Origin of the sequence: Rhizobium ecuadorense (assembly GCF_001187535.1) — a bacterium.
Classification (GTDB): domain Bacteria; phylum Pseudomonadota; class Alphaproteobacteria; order Rhizobiales; family Rhizobiaceae; genus Rhizobium; species Rhizobium ecuadorense.
On the sequence record NZ_LFIO01001065.1, the window covers coordinates 156,792 to 173,905 of the forward strand.

Consider the following 17,114-nt stretch of genomic DNA (forward strand, 5'->3'; position numbering starts at 1 on the left):
CGTTAGAGTAGCGCGATTTCGTTCCGATCGGACTGAGCCATGCTGAATGATCCGCGCTCCCACGGCCTCTGGGAAAAGACCGCAGCCGAACCGCCGGCCACTTCGCCGCTCGCAGGCGCGGTATCGGCCGACGTCGTCATCGTCGGCGGCGGTTACACCGGTCTCTCCTCCGCCCTGCATCTTGCCGAAGCCGGCTCGAAGGTGGTGCTGCTGGAGGGAAAGGAGATCGGGTTCGGCGGCGCGGGGCGCAATGTCGGCCTGATCAATGCCGGCATGTGGGTGATGCCCGACGATCTGCCCGGCGTGCTCGGGCCGGTGCATGGCGAACGCCTGCTCGAGCTGCTCGGCAATGCGCCGAAGCTCGTCATGGAACTGATCGACAGGCACGGGATTGCCTGCGAACTCGAACGCAACGGCACGCTGCATTGCGCGGTCGGCGCGGATGGGCTGAAGGAAATCGAGAGCCGCGCGGCGCAATGGGCCGCGCGCGGCGCGCCCGTGAAACTGCTCGATGCGGCGGAGACGGCCAGACGCATCGGCAGCGATGCCTATACCGGTTCGCTGCTCGACATGCGCGCCGGCACGCTGCAGCCGCTCGCCTATGCGCGCGGCCTTGCCCATGCCGCCGTCAAGGCGGGCGTCGCCATCCACACGTCGAGCCCCGTCATCGCAACGGAGCGCAACGGCAGCCGCTGGACCGTGAAGACGGAAAACGGCGCGGTCAGCGCGGACTGGATCGTCGTCGCCACCGATGCCTACAGCACCGGCCCCTTCGAACAAGTCCGCAACGAACAGGTCTATCTGCCCTATTTCAACTTCGCCACCGTGCCGCTCGGCCATAATCTGCGCCAGTCGATCCTGCCGGGACGGGAAGGCGCATGGGATACCAAGGACATTCTGTCCTCCTTCCGCATGGACCAGGCCGGACGTCTCGTCTTCGGCAGTGTCGGAGCGCTGCGTAATACCGGGCTTGCCGTGCACAAGGGCTGGGCCAAGCGCGCCTTGAAGCGGCTCTTCCCCATGATCGGCGATGTCGAATTCGAGTGCGAATGGTACGGCCAGATCGGCATGACCGACAATGCGCTGCCGCGTTTTCACAAATTCGCCCCCGGCGTGATCGGCTTTTCGGGTTATAATGGCCGCGGCATTGCCCCCGGCACGGTCTTCGGCCGGACGCTCGCCGAGCATATTCTCGGCCGGCTTTCGGAAGCCGATCTGCCGCTGCCGCTGACCTCGCCCACCGAGCCGAGCTTCCGGGCGTTCAAGGAACTATGGTACGAAGCCGGCGCTCAGGTCGCCCATTTCGCAGATGCCCGCTTCTGAGAACCGGTAAACGCTTCCGGGAAGCGAAACTCACTTCTGGAATAACAAGATTGGAAACACGACAATGAACATCGCCGTCCTCGATCTCGCCACCGAAACCGCCAAGCTGCTTGCCGAGCTCGGCGTCGATGCCGGCCGCTATCACGGCGGCACGCTTTCCGTCACCTCGCCGGTGACGGGCAAGGAAATCGGCAGGCTCCGGGAGCACACCGTCTCCGAGACGAAGACGGCGATCGAAGAGGCGCATAAGGCCTTCCTCGAATGGCGTTCCGTGCCGGCGCCGAAGCGTGGCGAGCTGGTCCGCCTGCTCGGCGAGGAGCTGCGGGCCGCCAAGACGGCGCTCGGTCGTCTCGTCTCGATCGAGGTCGGCAAGATCACCTCGGAAGGCCTCGGCGAGGTGCAGGAGATGATCGATATCTGCGATTTTGCGGTCGGCCTGTCCCGTCAGCTCTACGGCCTGACGATCGCCACCGAGCGCTCCGAGCACCGGATGATGGAAAGCTGGCATCCGCTCGGCGTGGTCGGCATCATCTCCGCCTTCAACTTCCCCGTCGCCGTCTGGTCGTGGAATGCAGCACTCGCGATGGTCTGCGGCAATTCCACCGTCTGGAAGCCTTCGGAAAAGACCCCGTTGACCGCACTTGCCGTGCAGGCGCTGTTCGAAAAGGCGCTGAAGCGCTTCGTCGCCGAGGGCGGCACGGCGCCCGCCAATCTGTCGACGCTGATCATCGGCGGCCGCGATGTCGGCGAAGTGCTGGTCGATCATCCGAAGATCCCGCTCGTCTCCGCCACCGGCTCGACCGCCATGGGCCGCGCCGTCGGCCCGCGCCTGTCGCAGCGTTTTGCCCGCGCCATTCTCGAACTCGGCGGCAACAATGCGGCGATCGTCTGCCCGAGCGCCGACCTCGACCTGACGCTGCGCGGCGTCGCCTTCTCCGCCATGGGCACGGCCGGCCAGCGCTGCACGACGCTGCGCCGTCTCTTCGTGCATGACAGCGTCTACGACCAGTTGGTGCCGCGCCTGCAGAAGGCTTACGGCTCCGTCACCATCGGCAATCCGCTCGAAACAGGCACGCTGGTCGGCCCGCTGATCGACGGCCAGGCTTTCGAGAAGATGCAGGCAGCACTCGGCGAGGCGGCTTCGGCCGGCGGCAAGGTGACCGGTGGCGAGCGTGTCGGCAACGGTTTGACCGACGCCTTCTACGTTCGCCCGGCGCTGGTCGAAATGCCCGCGCAGACCGGCCCGGTCGAGCACGAGACCTTCGCGCCGATCCTCTACGTGATGAAATACAGCGATTTCGACGCGGTGCTGGCCCTGCACAATGCCGTGCCGCAGGGACTGTCGTCGTCGATCTTCACCAACGACATGCGCGAGGCCGAAACCTTCGTCTCCGCCAGCGGTTCGGATTGCGGCATCGCCAACGTCAATCTCGGGCCGTCAGGTGCGGAAATCGGCGGCGCCTTCGGCGGCGAGAAGGAGACCGGCGGCGGCCGCGAGTCCGGCTCGGATGCCTGGAAGGCCTATATGCGCCGCTCCACCAACACGATCAATTACGGCAGAACCCTGCCGCTTGCGCAGGGCGTCAAGTTCGACGTCGAATAAGCGGCCCACAAAAAGGCGACGCTCAGGAGCGTCGCCTTTTTGGCCTAATCGAAACTTATTCCCTCGTAATATGAAATATTTGGTCAAGATATTGTGATGGCTTTTCCGGCGAAGCCAAACTTGAAATCTTCAGTCAGGAAAAATATACGCCTCTCATCGCCCTTGGAGACCTCGGGTGACATCGCCACGGAGGCCATCATGACCATTGCACTGAATCGTTTTTCCCTTGCGCTTGCGTTTACCGCTTCGCTTCTCTCCGCCACCGCGCTCGCAGGCAGCGCCAGTGCGCAGGACGAAGGTCTCGTCGTCTACAATGCCCAGCACGAAAGCCTGGGCCGCGAATGGATCGATGCCTTCACCAAGGAGACCGGCATCAAGGTCACCATGCGTCAGGGCAGCGACATGCAGTTCGCCAACCAGCTCATCCAGGAAGGCGATGCCTCTCCGGCCGATGTCTTCCTGACCGAGAATTCGCCGGCGATGACGCTGGTCGACGGCGCGGGCCTCTTCGCCCCCGTCGAAAAGGACACGCTGGATCAGGTGCCGGATCAGTATCGTCCGGCCGACGGCATGTGGACCGGCATTGCCGCCCGCACCACGGTTTTTGCCTATGACAAAACCAAGCTCAGCGAAGACAAGCTGCCGAAGTCGATGCTCGACCTCGCAGACCCGGCCTGGAAGGGCCGCTGGGGCGCGGCACCTGCCGGTGCCGACTTCCAGGCGATCGTCGCTGCGCTGCTGCAGCTGAAGGGCGAAGACGCCACCAAGACATGGCTGAAGGGCCTCAAGGACAACGCCACCCCCTATAAGGGCAACAGCGTCGCCATGAAGGCCGTCAATGCCGGCGAAGTCGAAGGCGCTGTTATCTACCACTATTATTGGTTCGGCGATCAGGCCAAAACAGGCGAGAACAGCAAGAATGTCGGTCTGCACTACTTCAAGAACCAGGATCCGGGCGCTTTCGTCAGCGTCTCGGGCGGCGGCGTCCTGAAGTCCACCCAGCATATGAAGGAAGCCCAGGCTTTCCTGAAGTTCATTACCGGCAAGGCCGGCCAGGCGGTTCTGAAGGACGGCACGTCCTACGAATATGCCATCGGCAAGGACGCAGCCTCCAACGACAAGCTCACGCCGCTTGCCGATCTCAACGCGCCGAAGGTCGAAGCTTCGACGCTGGACAGCAAGAAGGTCGTCGAGCTGATGACGGCCGCCGGCCTGATCTAACCTTTCTGCCGCAGGCTTGCGGCGGCCAAAACTATTGCTTTTGGCTCAAGAAAACCTTAGGGCATGACGATATCCGGCAACCGCCTTTGACAGGCGGTTGCCTTCCTTTTTCGGCGTATGAAGGCATCGGCCTTGCTGCAGGACAACAGATTGCTCGCATCCGGCAACGAGGCGCCGGTGACGCCGAGGGCCGCGCACAGAGTTTTGCCGCGCGGGCGCATGCCGCACGCTTCCGTGGTGCTGCTGGCCACCGTCGTCGCAATCTTCAGTCTCGTGCCGCTCGGCTTCATCGGCTGGGTCACCTATGACGTCGGCTGGGAAACGGTGAAGACCCTGGTCTTCAGGCCGCGCGTCGGCGAACTGCTCGTCAATACGGTCCTGCTGGAATCGATCACCATTCCGCTGTCGATCGCCCTTGCCGTGACCCTTGCCTGGCTGACCGAGCGGACGGACATTCCTTTCGCGCGGTTCTGGGCCTGGCTTGCCATCGCCCCACTCGCTGTGCCCGCCTTCGTGCACAGCTATGCCTGGGTCAGCCTCCTCCCCGGCATGCGCGGCCTGCAGAGCGGCGTCTTCATCTCGGTGATCGCCTATTATCCCTTCCTCTACCTGCCGGTCGCCGCCACCTTGCGCCGTCTCGATCCGGCGATCGAGGATGCAGCGGCCTCGCTTGGTCTCAATCCCTGGCGGGTCTTCTTTCGGGCAGTGCTGCCGCAGCTCCGGCTCGCCATTTGCGGCGGCTCGCTGCTGATCGGGCTGCACCTGCTTTCGGAATACGGCCTGTTCGTGATGATCCGCTTCGACACCTTCGCGACGGCGATCGTCGACCAGTTCCAGTCCTCCTACAACAGCCCTGCCTCCAACATGCTCGGTGGCGTGCTCGTCGCCTGCTGTCTTTTTCTGCTCGGCTTCGAGGTGCTGGTGCGCGGCAACGAACGTTATGCCCGCGTCGGCTCCGGCTCGCCCCGCCCGGCGGATCGCCGGCGGCTCGGCTGGTTCGTGGTGCCGGCCGTTCTGCTGCCCGTCCTCCTGGCGGTGCTGACGCTCGGCGTGCCGCTGGTGACGCTTGGCCGCTGGCTCTATCTCGGCGGCGCCGGGATCTGGCGCATCGAGGTCGGCAGCGCCTTCCTGCAGACGATCGTGCTTGCCATTGTCGGCGGCATATTGGCGACGATTGCCGCGGCACCGATGGCATGGCTTTCCGTCCGTGCGCCCGGCCGCTTCCAGCGCGTGCTCGAAGCCTGCCATTATTATGTCGGCTCGCTGCCTGGCGTCGTCGTGGCGCTGGCGCTGGTGACGATCACCGTGCGTCTCGTGCTGCCGCTCTACCAGACCTTCGCAACCCTGCTTGTCGCCTATGTGATGCTTTTCCTGCCGCGCGCCATGGTCGGGCTGCGCGCCAGCATCGCCCAGGCGCCGGTGGAGCTGGAGCGCGCCGCGATGGGCCTCGGCCGCACGCCCGGCCAGGCGGTGCGGCAGATCACCATGCGGCTTGCCGCACCCGGAGCGGCCGCCAGCGTCGCGCTGGCTGCCCTCGGCATCACCAATGAACTGACGGCGACACTGATGCTGTCGCCCAACGGCGTCGATACGCTGGCGACGAAATTCTGGTCGCTGACCAGCGAGATCGATTATGTCTCGGCCGCGCCCTATGCCTTCATGATGGTCGTGCTGTCGCTGCCGCTCACCCTTATGCTCTATACCCAATCGAAACGGACCGCCGGCCAATGACGCTGCTTACGATCGAGAACATCAGCAAGCGCTATGGCCCTGTGCAGGCGCTGAAGGATATTTCGCTCGACGTCCAGGCAGGCAGCCGCACGGCCGTCGTCGGCCCGTCCGGCTCGGGCAAGACGACGCTGCTGCGCATCATTGCCGGCTTCGAGCAACCCGATGTCGGCAAGGTGACACTCGATGGCGAAGTCCTTGCCGATGGGCCGGCGACGGTGCCGGCCCATAAGCGCGGCATCGGCATCGTTTCGCAGGACGGCGCGCTGTTTCCGCACTTGAGCGTCGCAGAGAATATCGGCTTCGGCTTCGAGCGAGGTGCCGTGGATCGCGAGAAGCGCATCGTCGAGCTGCTCGATATGGTCGAGCTCGACCGCGGCATGCTGGTGCGGCGCCCACACCAGCTGTCCGGCGGCCAGCAGCAGCGCGTGGCGCTCGCCCGTGCGCTCGGGCGCAAGCCGCGGCTGATGCTGCTCGACGAACCTTTCTCGGCACTCGATACCGGCTTGCGCGAGAACATGCGCAAGGCGGTGGCGCGCGTGCTGCAGGCAGCCGGCATCACCGCCGTTCTCGTCACGCATGATCAGGAAGAGGCGCTGACCTTTGCCGATCAGGTCGCGGTGCTCAGAGAGGGACGGCTGATCCAGGCCGGGTCGCCACAATCATTATATCTGCATCCCCGCGATCGCGAGACGGCGCTATTTCTCGGCGATGCCGTGCTGCTTCCGGCCATCATCCGCAACGGCCTTGCCGACTGTGCCCTCGGCCGCGTCGCCGTCGAAGGCAATCGTCAGGGCAAGGCGGAGATCATGCTGCGGCCCGAGCAGATCCGCGTCGTTGCCGATGAAAGCGATCGTCGCTATGGCGGGCGTGTCGTCGAGGTGGAGTTCGGCGGCGCGGTCTGCACCGTCGCCGTGTCGCTCGATGGCGTCGCCCTGCCGCCGATCCTGATCAAGACCTCGAGCGTCGCGCTTCCCTCACGAGGCGATCTCGTTCGCCTCGATATCGCGGGCAAGGCGCATATCTTCGAAAGTTAAATTCAGCCGAACTTGCGCACCACTTCTTCCGGCTCGATGCCTTCGAGCCAGCCGCCGGTGAAGCCGGCGCGCTCGAGCCCGAGGCGGATGGCCGGCGATTGCCGCATCAGCTTCCAGATGAAGTCGGAGCGCTCATTCTCGATGGTCATAACCACAAGACCCTGGTCGATGCCGACGGTACGGTCGTCGACCCAGCCTTCCGGCCGCTTGGTCTTGACAGTCGGGTTGAAGCCGCCGGGAAAGCCGCCTTCCAGGAGCAGGTTCGGATAGCTGGTCAGCAGCGCCTTGGTGCCGTCGAGAGCCGCCTGCCGGTCGTAGGGTAGGCAGGCAAGGGCTGCCCAGGGCGCGATCGTGCCGTCATCCGGGCCGAGCGGCGCGCCGCGGGCGGCATAACCCAGAACCTTCGGCTGGCGGCCGCCGCGCATGCGCCGTGTCGGCGGCGGACCGTCGCAGGCGGAAAAACCCCAGATATTCCTGTTGTAGCCGACGAACTGGCCGGGATTGCGCTCGGCATAATCCCGCTGGACGTTGATGACCACCTGGGTGTTGCGGAAATAATCCCAGTTCCGCTCGGCCATCGGTCTGTCCCGAATGCCGCGGAAATCGATCCAGGCATGGGAGAAAAGATGGATGAACAGCGGACCGGCATAGAGATAGGGCTTCTCGCCGTGCATCATCCAGGAATAGCTTGACGTGAAGGCGTCGTAGCACGATTGCGGGATCGGGTGCGTCGGCGAGGCAAGCGCCAGCGCATAGAGGATGATCGCCTCGTCGAAGCCGTGATAGCGCCAGCGCAGGAAGCCGGAAGATGGCTTCCAGCCCATGGCAATGGTGTCGCCCTTGTTCAGCGCCCAGCGCCAGTCGACGCGTTCGTAGATGAAGGTCGCGAGTTCGCGGATTTCAACTTCCGTCTCGTCGTCTTCGCGATCGAAATACTGCGCTGCCGTCAGGATGCCGGCGATGAGCAGCGCCGTGTCGATGGTCGAAAGCTCGCTGTTCCAGGCGCGATTGCCGGTATCCATGTGCAGGAAATGGTAGAAGAAGCCGCGGTGGCCTGTGGCGTGGCGTTCCTCGCCCTGACGCGCCTCGGCGAAGAAACGCAGCGTATTGACCGTGCGTTCGGCTGCTTCCCTGCGGGTGATCCAGCAACGCTCGACACCGACAGGATAGGAGGAAAGGGCAAAACCGACGGCTGCGATGCTTGCCGGCACGCCGCCGATCGAGGTATCGGCCACCAGGCCATTTTCGGGATTGGAATATTTCAGGAAGTATTTGAATGCCGAATGCTGCAGCCTGTCGACGAGTGCTGCATCAATGTCTTCAATCCGTTGCAGCATAGGCTCCTACCCAACTGTTGCATCGCCCCATGCTTGAACATGGCGACCATTCCCGGGCAAATCAAACCTTTTTGATTCGCAGGGATAAGAGAACACAAATGGGCGGAAGTGGTCGTTAATAATTATTGGTGAAATAATATCTAGCAGAAGTCATATAAGCAGCGCAGCAAAAAGCATGGGCCGCGCACCACCGGCCTGGGTTATTTTCCCGCAATACTTGTTTCACCCGCTCCTTTGGGAGCAGGCTGACGAAGCCTCGAGGCGAACTAACGTCCGATCGTATGGGCCTGTATCAGGCGCGGGGTGGCTACGGCGCGCAGCAGCCCGCCGCATCGCGCCGCGCTGCATTCAGCCGGCCCCTCGGTGACGGTATGAACGAAATCGGCGCCATCAATGCGGCCATTCGGGATGCAAAAGCCGGACGGCTCGAAGCTCACGGACGCGCCGAGCGCGCGGAGAGGAAGACCTGCGGCTCGAAGGCAAAATCCTGGTCGAACGGGTAGGTCGGATGCTGCTTGCGCAGCCGCGGCAGGCGCTCGACGAACTGGTCGACGACCCCTGTCGACAGCGCCATCAGGTTCGGATTGGCGATCGGCGCCAGCTCGGGCGAGAGATAGCCCGATTTGACGACAATGATGCTGGCGCCATGCGGATCAAGGCCGAGCCGGGTGAAATCGGCGATATTGTGATAGGGCCGGCGTTTGGCCGAGAGCACGAGATCGATGCCACCGGTCGAGACCACCGCCTGGCGGTCGGCCGGATCCGGCGTTTCGTGCAGGAATTTGACGGTGAAGCGGCCCGTAACCGGCCTGCTGCCCTTGGTATCGAGCGAGGCGCCGACGCTGAGATTGAGCGCCGCGCCGATGCCGACGGCATAACAGGCCTCGGTCGCCGCCTTGTCGGCGATGCCGGCGAAGACGACGCCCGTCGCACCCTTGGCGATCAGTTCCGCCAGCACGTCGGCCCGGTCGCCGACACCGCCACCGGTCGGGTTGTCGCCGGATTCGGCGAGCACGACAGGGCCGGTCGGGCTGGCGATGGCTCTTGCGACGCATTCTTCGAGCGAGCCGGTCTCGCAGCCGAAGACGAAATCTCCGCGTGCATCCCAATAGGCCTTGGCGACGCGTCTGGCCTCACGCTCCAATACGGCGCGGTCGGTGCCGGTCATGATGGCGGCGGCCGTGGCGCGCGGCTCGTCGGCCCAGACGTAACCGACCATCAGGGATGCGTCCCAGACGCCGTCGATCGCGTCGATTTCAGGCAGCATCGCGTAAAGGCCATTCGCCGGCTCATCGACGGTGCTGGTGCGCTCGCCGGGCAGCACGACCGGGATCGGCGCCCAGAGAACGACAGGCCTCACGCCGGTTTTCAGGCTCTTCACCAGCATGAAGACCGAGCGGCGCATCGTCTCCTCGACATCGATATGCGGTGCGGTGCGATAGGTGGAATAGATGTCGAGCGCATCGATGATGCGCTGGGTGACGTTGCCGTGCAGATCATAGCTTGCCGAAACCGTGCAATCCTCGCCGACCAGCGTCCGGGCCGCACCGATCCAGTCGCCTTCGGCATCTTCCATGCCCTCGACATACATGGCGCCGTGCATGGCGAGATAGAGACCGTCGAGCGGCAGCAGCGGCTTCAGCCGCTCGAGGAATTCGCTCTTGAAGGCTTCGTAGGTGGCGCGCGAAACCGGCCCGCCGGCAATGGCCCGGGCATGGATCGTCGGCAGAAACTCGGCATCGTAATCCTTGAGGAAGGCGAAGTAGGGGGCTTCCAGCAGCGCCTGCCCGCGCAACACGCGAAAATCCTTCTCCTCGTTCAGGACGGGATTGTATGTGCTGCATTCGATATGAATGCCACCGACGGCGATGCGCATGGGGAACCTCGGTTGATGTTGGGGCAATCAGGATGTTCGGGGCGGTACTGGCGGTTCGCCTTTCCGAGCGTAAGCCGTCGACAGAAGTTTCGATGGTCATCTGACACCAAGCACGCGCCGGCTGCAAGCGGCGCATGCGCAACTTCATCGCCAACGTCAGCACCTTGAGGCGGCCGGTATCGGCTGCCCGCGTCGGGTTCTATCTTCCAGCCGGTCTCGCGCCTCTGAAAAGCCGGCGCATCCCTCCGCACGTCGCTCTCCCTCATACAGTTTTCACGCTATAGTTCATCGCAAAGACATGGGGGCGAAGATGAGCAAGCAGCAAATTCCGCTCAAGTTGACGGCGACACGATTCATCCGCACGGTCAGACTGTTCATGACATCCGATGTCGGAGGACGAGCCGGATTCCTTCTCATCTCCCTGATCGCGCTTTTCGGCGGCATCAGCGCTCTGAATGTCGTCAACAGCTTCGTCGGCCGACACTTCATGACTGCGATTGCTGAACGGCAGACCGGCGAATTCGTCCGCCAGGCGATCCTTTACGCCGGCGCTTTCGGGGGGGCGACCATCGTGTCGGTCACAGCCCGATTCGCAGAGGAACGTCTGGCCTTGCTGTGGCGAGAATACCTGACCCGTCGCGCCATCGGCGTCTACATGACCGACGGCACGTTTTATCGGATGGTCGTTCGGGGCACACTGTCTCACCCGGACCAGCGGATCGCCGAGGACGTCAAAGCGTTCACGACGACAACGCTGTCCTTCCTGCTCATGCTGCTCAGCAGCATGTTGACGATCTTTACCTTTTCGAGCGTCTTGTGGCTGATCAGTCCGCTTCTTTTCTTTGCGGCCGTCATCTATGCGGCCTTCGGATCGTTTATGACGATCCTGTTGGGACGTCCTTTGATCAAATTGAACTACAACCAACTCGACAACGAAGCGACCTTCCGCTCCGGGCTGATCCGTGTGCGGGAAAACGCTGAATCGATCATGATCGAGGGCGCAGAGCAACGCCATGCAAATCGATTGTCGCAGCAGTTCGACGATCTCGCCGCGAACTTCAGGCGCATAATTGCCGTCAATCGCAATGTCGGCTTCTTTGCCACCGGCTACAACTGGATGATCCAGATCATACCGGTCGTCCTCATCGCCCCTGCTTTCATGCGCGGCGACATGGAATTTGGAGTGATCACCCAGTCTGCGGCAGCATTTGCGATGCTTGTCGGTGCGTTTTCCTTCATTGTCGCACAGTTCAATTCGATCTCGAACTTCGCGACCGTCGTGGCGCGCATCAGTTCCCTGTTGGAGGCGATCGAGGAAGCGCGCAGCGCGGCAGACACCCACATTGAACGCAGCGAGGTCGAGGGAATTTTCGCCTACGAACGCTTGACGCTGACGTCGCCGACCGGCGAGGTATTGCTGAAGGATCTGTCGGTGCGTGTCCCGCCAGGCACACGCGTCATCGTCACCGGAAAGGATGATGCCGCCGGCATCGCGTTATTCCGGGCGACTGTTGGACTTGGTACGCCGGGGAGTGGACGCATCGTCACCCCGCCTCGTCAATTAGTGCGCTTTCTCGGTCAGCGAACGTATTCGGGTCCAGGAACCCTGCGCCAGATCCTGGCGCCACCCAAACCATCGGCCGAGACAACGGATGCCCAACTCCTCGCTTTGCTGAAGAGCGTCGGGCTCGCACGCGATCTAACGCCCAGCGACCTGGATAGCGAGCAGGACTGGTCGGCCTTGCTGTCGCCACGCGAACAACAGCTCCTTGCGCTTGCGAGCGCGCTGGCAGCCGCTCCGTCATACATCGTGCTGGAAAAAGCCGATGCCATCTTCGGTCATGAGCTTCTTGTCGAAATCCTCAACCTGCTCGCGGAACGAAGGATTGCTTGCCTCAACTTCGCCGAATCGGGCGCGCCACGCGCAGTCTATGATGCAGTTCTCGAGTATGGTGCTGACGGTTCCTGGAGTTGGATCGATCCGAAACGCCATCAATGAAGGTGAAGCCCAGGCTCTTCGACGGTTTCCTCAAATGCCACCCGCGCGACGGGGCTGAAGCCAAACCATGTCGCGATAGCCGCCCAACCGGCGTCGCCATCATAACCAGCCGCCTGAAAACCCCGCTCGTCTCAAGCCCACCACGACCGGCTCGCACCGACGCATGATGTTCCACAGCAGGCCGGTTCGGTAGTTTTCGATCATCAGGACGACCGGCCCCTGGTCGATGCCGAAATGGTAGGGGCTGACCCACCATCCCTCGTCCTTGTCTTCCATCGCATATGTCTGGTTGAACGATGGCCTAAACCCATAGAGCCGTGTCATGCCAAGTTTCATGCGGGCAAAGTTCCTCACGGTCGGGATGACGATTTCCGGCGCGAACGGCAGCGAGGCAACCACTGCCCAGGGAGATACCGTGCCGTCATCCGGTCCGTAGGGCGCACCGCGAGCGATATAGTCGAAGAATTCCCTGTCGATGCCGTCTATGTTTCGTTTGATCCAACCTGGCCCGTCGCTTGCCGTGAAGCCCCAACAATGTTCGCCGTAGCCTGAAAAGTTCAGCGGATTGCGGATTGCATATTCCTGCTGGACGAACGTGGCATGTCGGCTGTTCTGGAAATAGTCGCTGCCGTGCGCGCGCATGAATTCGTCGCGAATGTCGCGAAAATCGATCCACATATGTGAAAGCTGATGCGTAAAGAGCGGTCCGGAATAGAGCAGTTCGCGGCCGAATATATTCCGCCACTCATAGCTCTGCGTATATGCCATATAGCTTTCCGGCGGGAGCGGGTGGGTCGGTGAGCCGAGTCCAAGAATGTAAAGAAGCAGACCTTCATCATAGCCGCGCCACCTATAGGGAATGAAGCCGTTTTCCGGCCGCCAGCCATGGGTGAGCGTCGCTCCGTGGTCGCAGGCCCAATTCCAGTCCGCCCGCTCGTATAGTGACGTCGCAAGCGCCCGAACCTTCGCTTCGTCCTCGGTGTCTGCGTCGAAATAGGTTGCGACGGTTAGAGCGCCGGCGAACAGGAAGGCCGAGTCGATTGTCGACAGCTCGCACTGCCAGACCCTTCGTCCTGTCCCGATGTCCAGGAAATGATAGAAGAACCCCTTGTAGCCGGACGAGTCAGGTTCCGGTCCCTGGTGGCAAGACAGCAGGAATTCCAGCCGCCGCCGGGCGATCTTGGCGGCAAATTCACGAATGACGATGCCGCGTTCCACTACGACAGGAATGGTAGCAAGCGCCATGCCGACGGCAGCGATGCTTGCCGGCGCACCCGCCTGGGTCTTGTCGCGAACCAGTCCGTTGTCCGGATTCGTGCATTGCAGATAATAGAGCAAGGTCGTGAACTGAAGGCGACCGAGATCTTCCTCCGTTGGCATTCGGTTGAGTTCGGGATCGGTGGACAGCAACTCCGACATGATGGGCTAACCGAGGAGATCAGGGGGGTTGTTCGAGCGTCCGCAGGCGGCCCTCGTCGGACGCCTGCCAGCATGATCGTTTGCGCGCAATACGTCGCCTAGAGCATGATGCCAAAAAGTGTGAGCGGTTTTCTCATGACATCATGCTCTAACTCTTTAATTTAGAACAGGATTCAGATTTCAGGCCGACCGGGCCTAAAATCATCCTGTTCTAGGCATTATCCCCCTCTGTGGAGGTCACAGCCTTCCCTTTCTCCGTGCTCTTGACGCCCCATGTCCAGCCGCTGATCTGCGGCATGTCATCACCGTGCGTCTCGATATATTGCCGGTGCTCAATCAGCTTTCCGTGGATTGCCTGCTTGAAGTAAGCCGCGCGCGCTCCAAGTTGCGGCAGCCGATCAATGACGTCTTCAACAAGATGAAAGCGATCGAGCTGGTTCAGAACGACCATATCGAACGGCGTTGTAGTCGTTCCCTCTTCCTTGTAGCCTCGAACGTGCAGATTTTTATGATTGGTTCGTCGATAAGTCAGTCGGTGGACCAACCAGGGATACCCGTGAAACGCGAAGATGATCGGCTTGTCCGTCGTGAAGAGTGCGTCGAAATCAGGATCGGAAAGCCCATGGGGATGTTCGCTCGCGGGTTGCAGCTTCATCAAGTTGACGACATTGATGACCCGCACTTTCAATTGCGGGAGGTGCTCGCGGATCAGCTGAACGGCAGCAAGCGTCTCCACGGTCGGCACATCACCGCAGCAGGCCATGACCACATCCGGTTCCGAGCCCTGGTCATTGCTGGCCCAGTCCCAAATGCCGAGCCCTTCGGCGCAGTGCTTGATGGCGTCATCCATCGTGAGCCATTGCGGAGCGGGTTGCTTGCCCGCCACCACCACGTTCACATAATTGCGGCTCCGCAGACAATGATCGGTAACGGACAAGAGCGTATTGGCATCTGGCGGGAGGTAGACGCGGATGACCTCTGCTTTCTTGTTGATCACGTGGTCGATGAAGCCTGGGTCCTGATGGCTGAAGCCATTGTGGTCCTGCCTCCATACATGCGAACTCAGGAAGTAGTTGAGCGATGCGATCGGTCGCCGCCAGGGAATATGGCTGCAAACCTTCAGCCACTTGGCGTGCTGGTTGAACATCGAGTCGATAATGTGAATGAACGCCTCGTAGCAGGAGAAGAAGCCGTGACGTCCCGTTAACAGGTAGCCTTCAAGCCAGCCCTGGCACTGATGCTCGCTTAAGACCTCCATGACGCGGCCGCCGGGCGAAAGGTGGTCATCTTCGGGATAGATCTCGGCCATGTAACAGCGATCCGTCACCTCCAGCACGTCCTGCCAGCGATTGGAATTGTTCTCGTCGGGGCTAAACAGCCGAAAGTTCTTGCTGCCTAGGTTCAGCTTCATCACGTCCCGCAGGAACTTGCCCATGATGCGAGCGGATTCCACGGTCACCGATCCGGGCTTGGGCACCGCCACGGCATAGTCGCGGAAGTCCGGCATCTTCAGATCCCGTAGCAGCAGGCCACCGTTTGCATGCGGATTGTCGCTCATCCGGCGATGACCGGTCGGCGCCAGTGAGGCCAGTTCAGCCCGCAACCGACCGTCGCCGTCGAAAAGCTCTTCGGGTCCGTAGGTCTTCATCCAGTGATGAAGGATCTTAATATGTTCCGGCTTGTCCATATCGCCCATCGGAACCTGGTGCGAACGCCAGTAGTCCTCGCATTTCTTGCCGTCGATTTCGGTTGGGCAGGTCCAGCCCTTCGGCGTGCGGAAGATGATCATCGGCCATGCCGGACGGTTGAGATTTCCCTTGTCCCGCGCTTCCGTCCAGATCGTCTTGATCGCCCCGATGGCTGTGTCCATAGCTGCGGCAAGCTGTTGCTGCACCTGATCTGGCTCATGGCCTTCCACGAAGAGGGGTGCATATCCCATGCCTTCAAAGAACTTCACCAATTCCGGCTTGGGAATACGAGCCAGGAAGCAGGGGTTGGCGATTTTGTAGCCATTGAGATGCAGGATCGGCAGAACGCATCCGTCGCGAGCGGGATTCAGAAACTTGTTCCCATGCCATCCCGTCGCCAGAGGTCCGGTTTCGGCCTCCCCGTCACCGACGACACAGGCGACAATCAGATCGGGATTGTCGAAGGCTGCGCCATAGGCGTGGCTGAGCGCATAACCGAGCTCGCCACCTTCATGGATGCTGCCGGGTGTTTCGGGAGCGACGTGGCTGGGAATGCCGCCTGGGAAACTGAACTGCTTGAACAGCCGTTTCATGCCCTCCTCGTCCTGGCTGATATTCGGATAGATTTCGCTATAGGTCCCCTCCAGATAGGCATGCGCAACAAGGGACGGTCCGCCGTGGCCAGGGCCGATCACGTAGATCATGTTGAGGTCGTCTCGTTTGATCACCCGGTTGAGATGAACATAGAGCATGTTCAGGCCTGGCGATGTTCCCCAATGGCCGAGCAGCCGCGGCTTGATGTGGTCGCGGACGAGTGGTTTTTTCAACAGCGGATTGTCGAGCAAATAGATCTGGCCGACCGACAGATAGTTCGATGCCCGCCAATAAGCATCCATCAGGCGGAGTTCCTCGGCCGAAAGCGTTGGTTTTCCCCGCGACGTTGCCGTGGCCGCTTTCGCCATGATTGCCGTTTCAGTTGAAGCCATCTGAGTCTCCCAATCAAAATGACATTGCTGAATCTTTCCGGCCGTCGCAGGTAGGGCCTGCGGGCGAACGAATTATTGAGGAGGAGATTCCGGGAAATGCTCCACCACTCCGCGGACGCCGTGGACGCCTTCCGCCAGAATCCGCGCTGCCCTGCGGCAGGCAGCCGTCTGAACGTTGCCCCAAAAGTGCACGGTCCCATCCGTGACCGTCACGGTCACATCCGAACCTTCCAGGCCGGTATTTTCGCCGAGCCGGACAAGAATGCTGCGTCGGATGGCTTCGTCGCCGGTTGCCGTATCGTCCGGTTTTACTGCGAAGATTACCGGCAGGAGGTCGGCGCGGCTGACGATGCCGACGAGTTCACCATCCCGCAGGACCGGAATGCGCTTGATGCCGCGGTCCTGCATGAGTCCGGCAACACGGGAAAGAGGTGCATCCTCGTCGATTGTGACAGGATCGGACGTCATGACGTCACCCACTCTCCACGCACATCGCTTTATAAAAGCGCTCGCTCTTTCATCAGGCCCAAGTTCCATGTCCGCTTTCAAAGGGGAAGCTCGACCGGACAGTTCCGTTCGGCGGATCAGATCGCCCTCGCTGATGATGCCCAAAAGCTGTCCGGCACCATTGACGACGGGAATACCGCTGACGTGCTGGTCGGACATCAGCTTTGCAGCCTGACGAACGCTGTTGTCAGGTGATAGTGCGACGACTGCTGTCGTCATTACATCTTTGACGAGCATGGCGATCCAGCTCCGGTTACATCCTCAAAATACCATTTTAGATGCGGCTCGATTTGGCTGTTGCGGTGATTCACAAGAGGTTCGGTATGCCTGCGCGTTCCTGCGCCTGACTTGCTCAGGACGTCGCAACGGCGCGCAAAGCAACTAACGGAC

Annotated in this window: 11 protein-coding genes; 6 read left to right on the forward strand and 5 right to left on the reverse strand. The window is 61.6% G+C overall.

Going from position 1 to position 17,114, the window contains the following annotated elements:
- The first annotated feature begins 39 nt into the window (after nt 1-39).
- The 5 genes from AF337_RS19560 (at nt 40) to AF337_RS19580 (ending at nt 6,912) form a co-directional block, all read left to right on the forward strand.
- Nucleotides 40-1,323 carry an NAD(P)/FAD-dependent oxidoreductase gene (locus tag AF337_RS19560; protein ID WP_049733358.1) on the forward strand — a complete coding sequence of 428 codons (1,284 nt, stop codon included), beginning with the start codon at nt 40-42 and terminating at the stop codon, nt 1,321-1,323.
- A 64-nt stretch (nt 1,324-1,387) separates the two neighbouring features.
- Entirely contained in the window at nt 1,388-2,926 is a 1,539-nt protein-coding gene (gene amaB / locus AF337_RS19565; protein ID WP_049733359.1) for an L-piperidine-6-carboxylate dehydrogenase, read from the forward strand.
- A gap of 198 nt (nt 2,927-3,124) precedes the next feature.
- The gene (locus AF337_RS19570; RefSeq protein WP_049733360.1) at nt 3,125-4,147 is read left to right on the forward strand and encodes an iron ABC transporter substrate-binding protein; all 1,023 of its coding nucleotides are present in this window, start codon (nt 3,125-3,127) and stop codon (nt 4,145-4,147) included.
- A 117-nt stretch (nt 4,148-4,264) separates the two neighbouring features.
- On the forward strand, nt 4,265-5,878 hold the full coding sequence (locus AF337_RS19575; protein ID WP_049733361.1) for an ABC transporter permease: 1,614 nt from the start codon (nt 4,265-4,267) through the stop codon (nt 5,876-5,878).
- Nucleotides 5,875-6,912 (forward strand): ABC transporter ATP-binding protein, encoded by a 1,038-nt coding sequence (locus tag AF337_RS19580; protein ID WP_049733362.1) that lies wholly within the window; start codon nt 5,875-5,877, stop codon nt 6,910-6,912. The genes AF337_RS19575 and AF337_RS19580 overlap by 4 nt, the downstream gene beginning before the upstream one ends.
- Before the next feature lie 2 nt (nt 6,913-6,914).
- Here the strand turns inward: AF337_RS19580 and AF337_RS19585 are convergent, their stop codons facing one another.
- Both AF337_RS19585 and AF337_RS19590 read right to left on the reverse strand, forming a co-directional pair.
- Entirely contained in the window at nt 6,915-8,249 is a 1,335-nt protein-coding gene (locus AF337_RS19585) for a glucoamylase family protein (RefSeq protein WP_049733363.1), read from the reverse strand.
- Between the two features lie 433 nt (nt 8,250-8,682).
- Nucleotides 8,683-10,125 carry a M81 family metallopeptidase gene (locus tag AF337_RS19590; protein WP_049733364.1) on the reverse strand — a complete coding sequence of 481 codons (1,443 nt, stop codon included), beginning with the start codon at nt 10,123-10,125 and terminating at the stop codon, nt 8,683-8,685.
- Between the two features lie 310 nt (nt 10,126-10,435).
- Between AF337_RS19590 and AF337_RS19595 the strand changes: the two genes are divergently transcribed.
- Entirely contained in the window at nt 10,436-12,124 is a 1,689-nt protein-coding gene (locus AF337_RS19595) for an ABC transporter ATP-binding protein/permease (protein ID WP_049733503.1), read from the forward strand.
- Nucleotides 12,125-12,223: 99 nt separating this feature from the next.
- Here the strand turns inward: AF337_RS19595 and AF337_RS19600 are convergent, their stop codons facing one another.
- The 3 genes from AF337_RS19600 to AF337_RS19610 all read right to left on the reverse strand — a co-directional run bounded on the left by AF337_RS19600 (nt 12,224) and on the right by AF337_RS19610 (nt 16,961).
- Entirely contained in the window at nt 12,224-13,543 is a 1,320-nt protein-coding gene (locus AF337_RS19600; protein WP_049733365.1) for a glucoamylase family protein, read from the reverse strand.
- Nucleotides 13,544-13,754: 211 nt separating this feature from the next.
- Nucleotides 13,755-16,217 (reverse strand): phosphoketolase family protein, encoded by a 2,463-nt coding sequence (locus AF337_RS19605; protein ID WP_082336837.1) that lies wholly within the window; start codon nt 16,215-16,217, stop codon nt 13,755-13,757.
- Nucleotides 16,218-16,289: 72 nt separating this feature from the next.
- A complete protein-coding gene (locus AF337_RS19610; protein WP_049733366.1) occupies nt 16,290-16,961 on the reverse strand; it encodes a CBS domain-containing protein in 672 nt (223 codons plus the stop codon).
- Nucleotides 16,962-17,114: the final 153 nt, after the last annotated feature.

What these genes read in the sequence shown, in the direction of transcription:
- AF337_RS19560 (WP_049733358.1), top strand. Translation starts at nt 40, where the DNA reads ATGCTGAATGATCCGCGCTCCCACGGCCTCTGGGAAAAGACCGCAGCC.
- amaB (WP_049733359.1), top strand. Translation starts at nt 1,388, where the DNA reads ATGAACATCGCCGTCCTCGATCTCGCCACCGAAACCGCCAAGCTGCTT.
- AF337_RS19570 (WP_049733360.1), top strand. Translation starts at nt 3,125, where the DNA reads ATGACCATTGCACTGAATCGTTTTTCCCTTGCGCTTGCGTTTACCGCT.
- AF337_RS19575 (WP_049733361.1), top strand. Translation starts at nt 4,265, where the DNA reads ATGAAGGCATCGGCCTTGCTGCAGGACAACAGATTGCTCGCATCCGGC.
- AF337_RS19580 (WP_049733362.1), top strand. Translation starts at nt 5,875, where the DNA reads ATGACGCTGCTTACGATCGAGAACATCAGCAAGCGCTATGGCCCTGTG.
- AF337_RS19585 (WP_049733363.1), bottom strand. Translation starts at nt 8,249, where the DNA reads ATGCTGCAACGGATTGAAGACATTGATGCAGCACTCGTCGACAGGCTG.
- AF337_RS19590 (WP_049733364.1), bottom strand. Translation starts at nt 10,125, where the DNA reads ATGCGCATCGCCGTCGGTGGCATTCATATCGAATGCAGCACATACAAT.
- AF337_RS19595 (WP_049733503.1), top strand. Translation starts at nt 10,436, where the DNA reads ATGAGCAAGCAGCAAATTCCGCTCAAGTTGACGGCGACACGATTCATC.
- AF337_RS19600 (WP_049733365.1), bottom strand. Translation starts at nt 13,543, where the DNA reads ATGTCGGAGTTGCTGTCCACCGATCCCGAACTCAACCGAATGCCAACG.
- AF337_RS19605 (WP_082336837.1), bottom strand. Translation starts at nt 16,217, where the DNA reads ATGGCTTCAACTGAAACGGCAATCATGGCGAAAGCGGCCACGGCAACG.
- AF337_RS19610 (WP_049733366.1), bottom strand. Translation starts at nt 16,961, where the DNA reads ATGCTCGTCAAAGATGTAATGACGACAGCAGTCGTCGCACTATCACCT.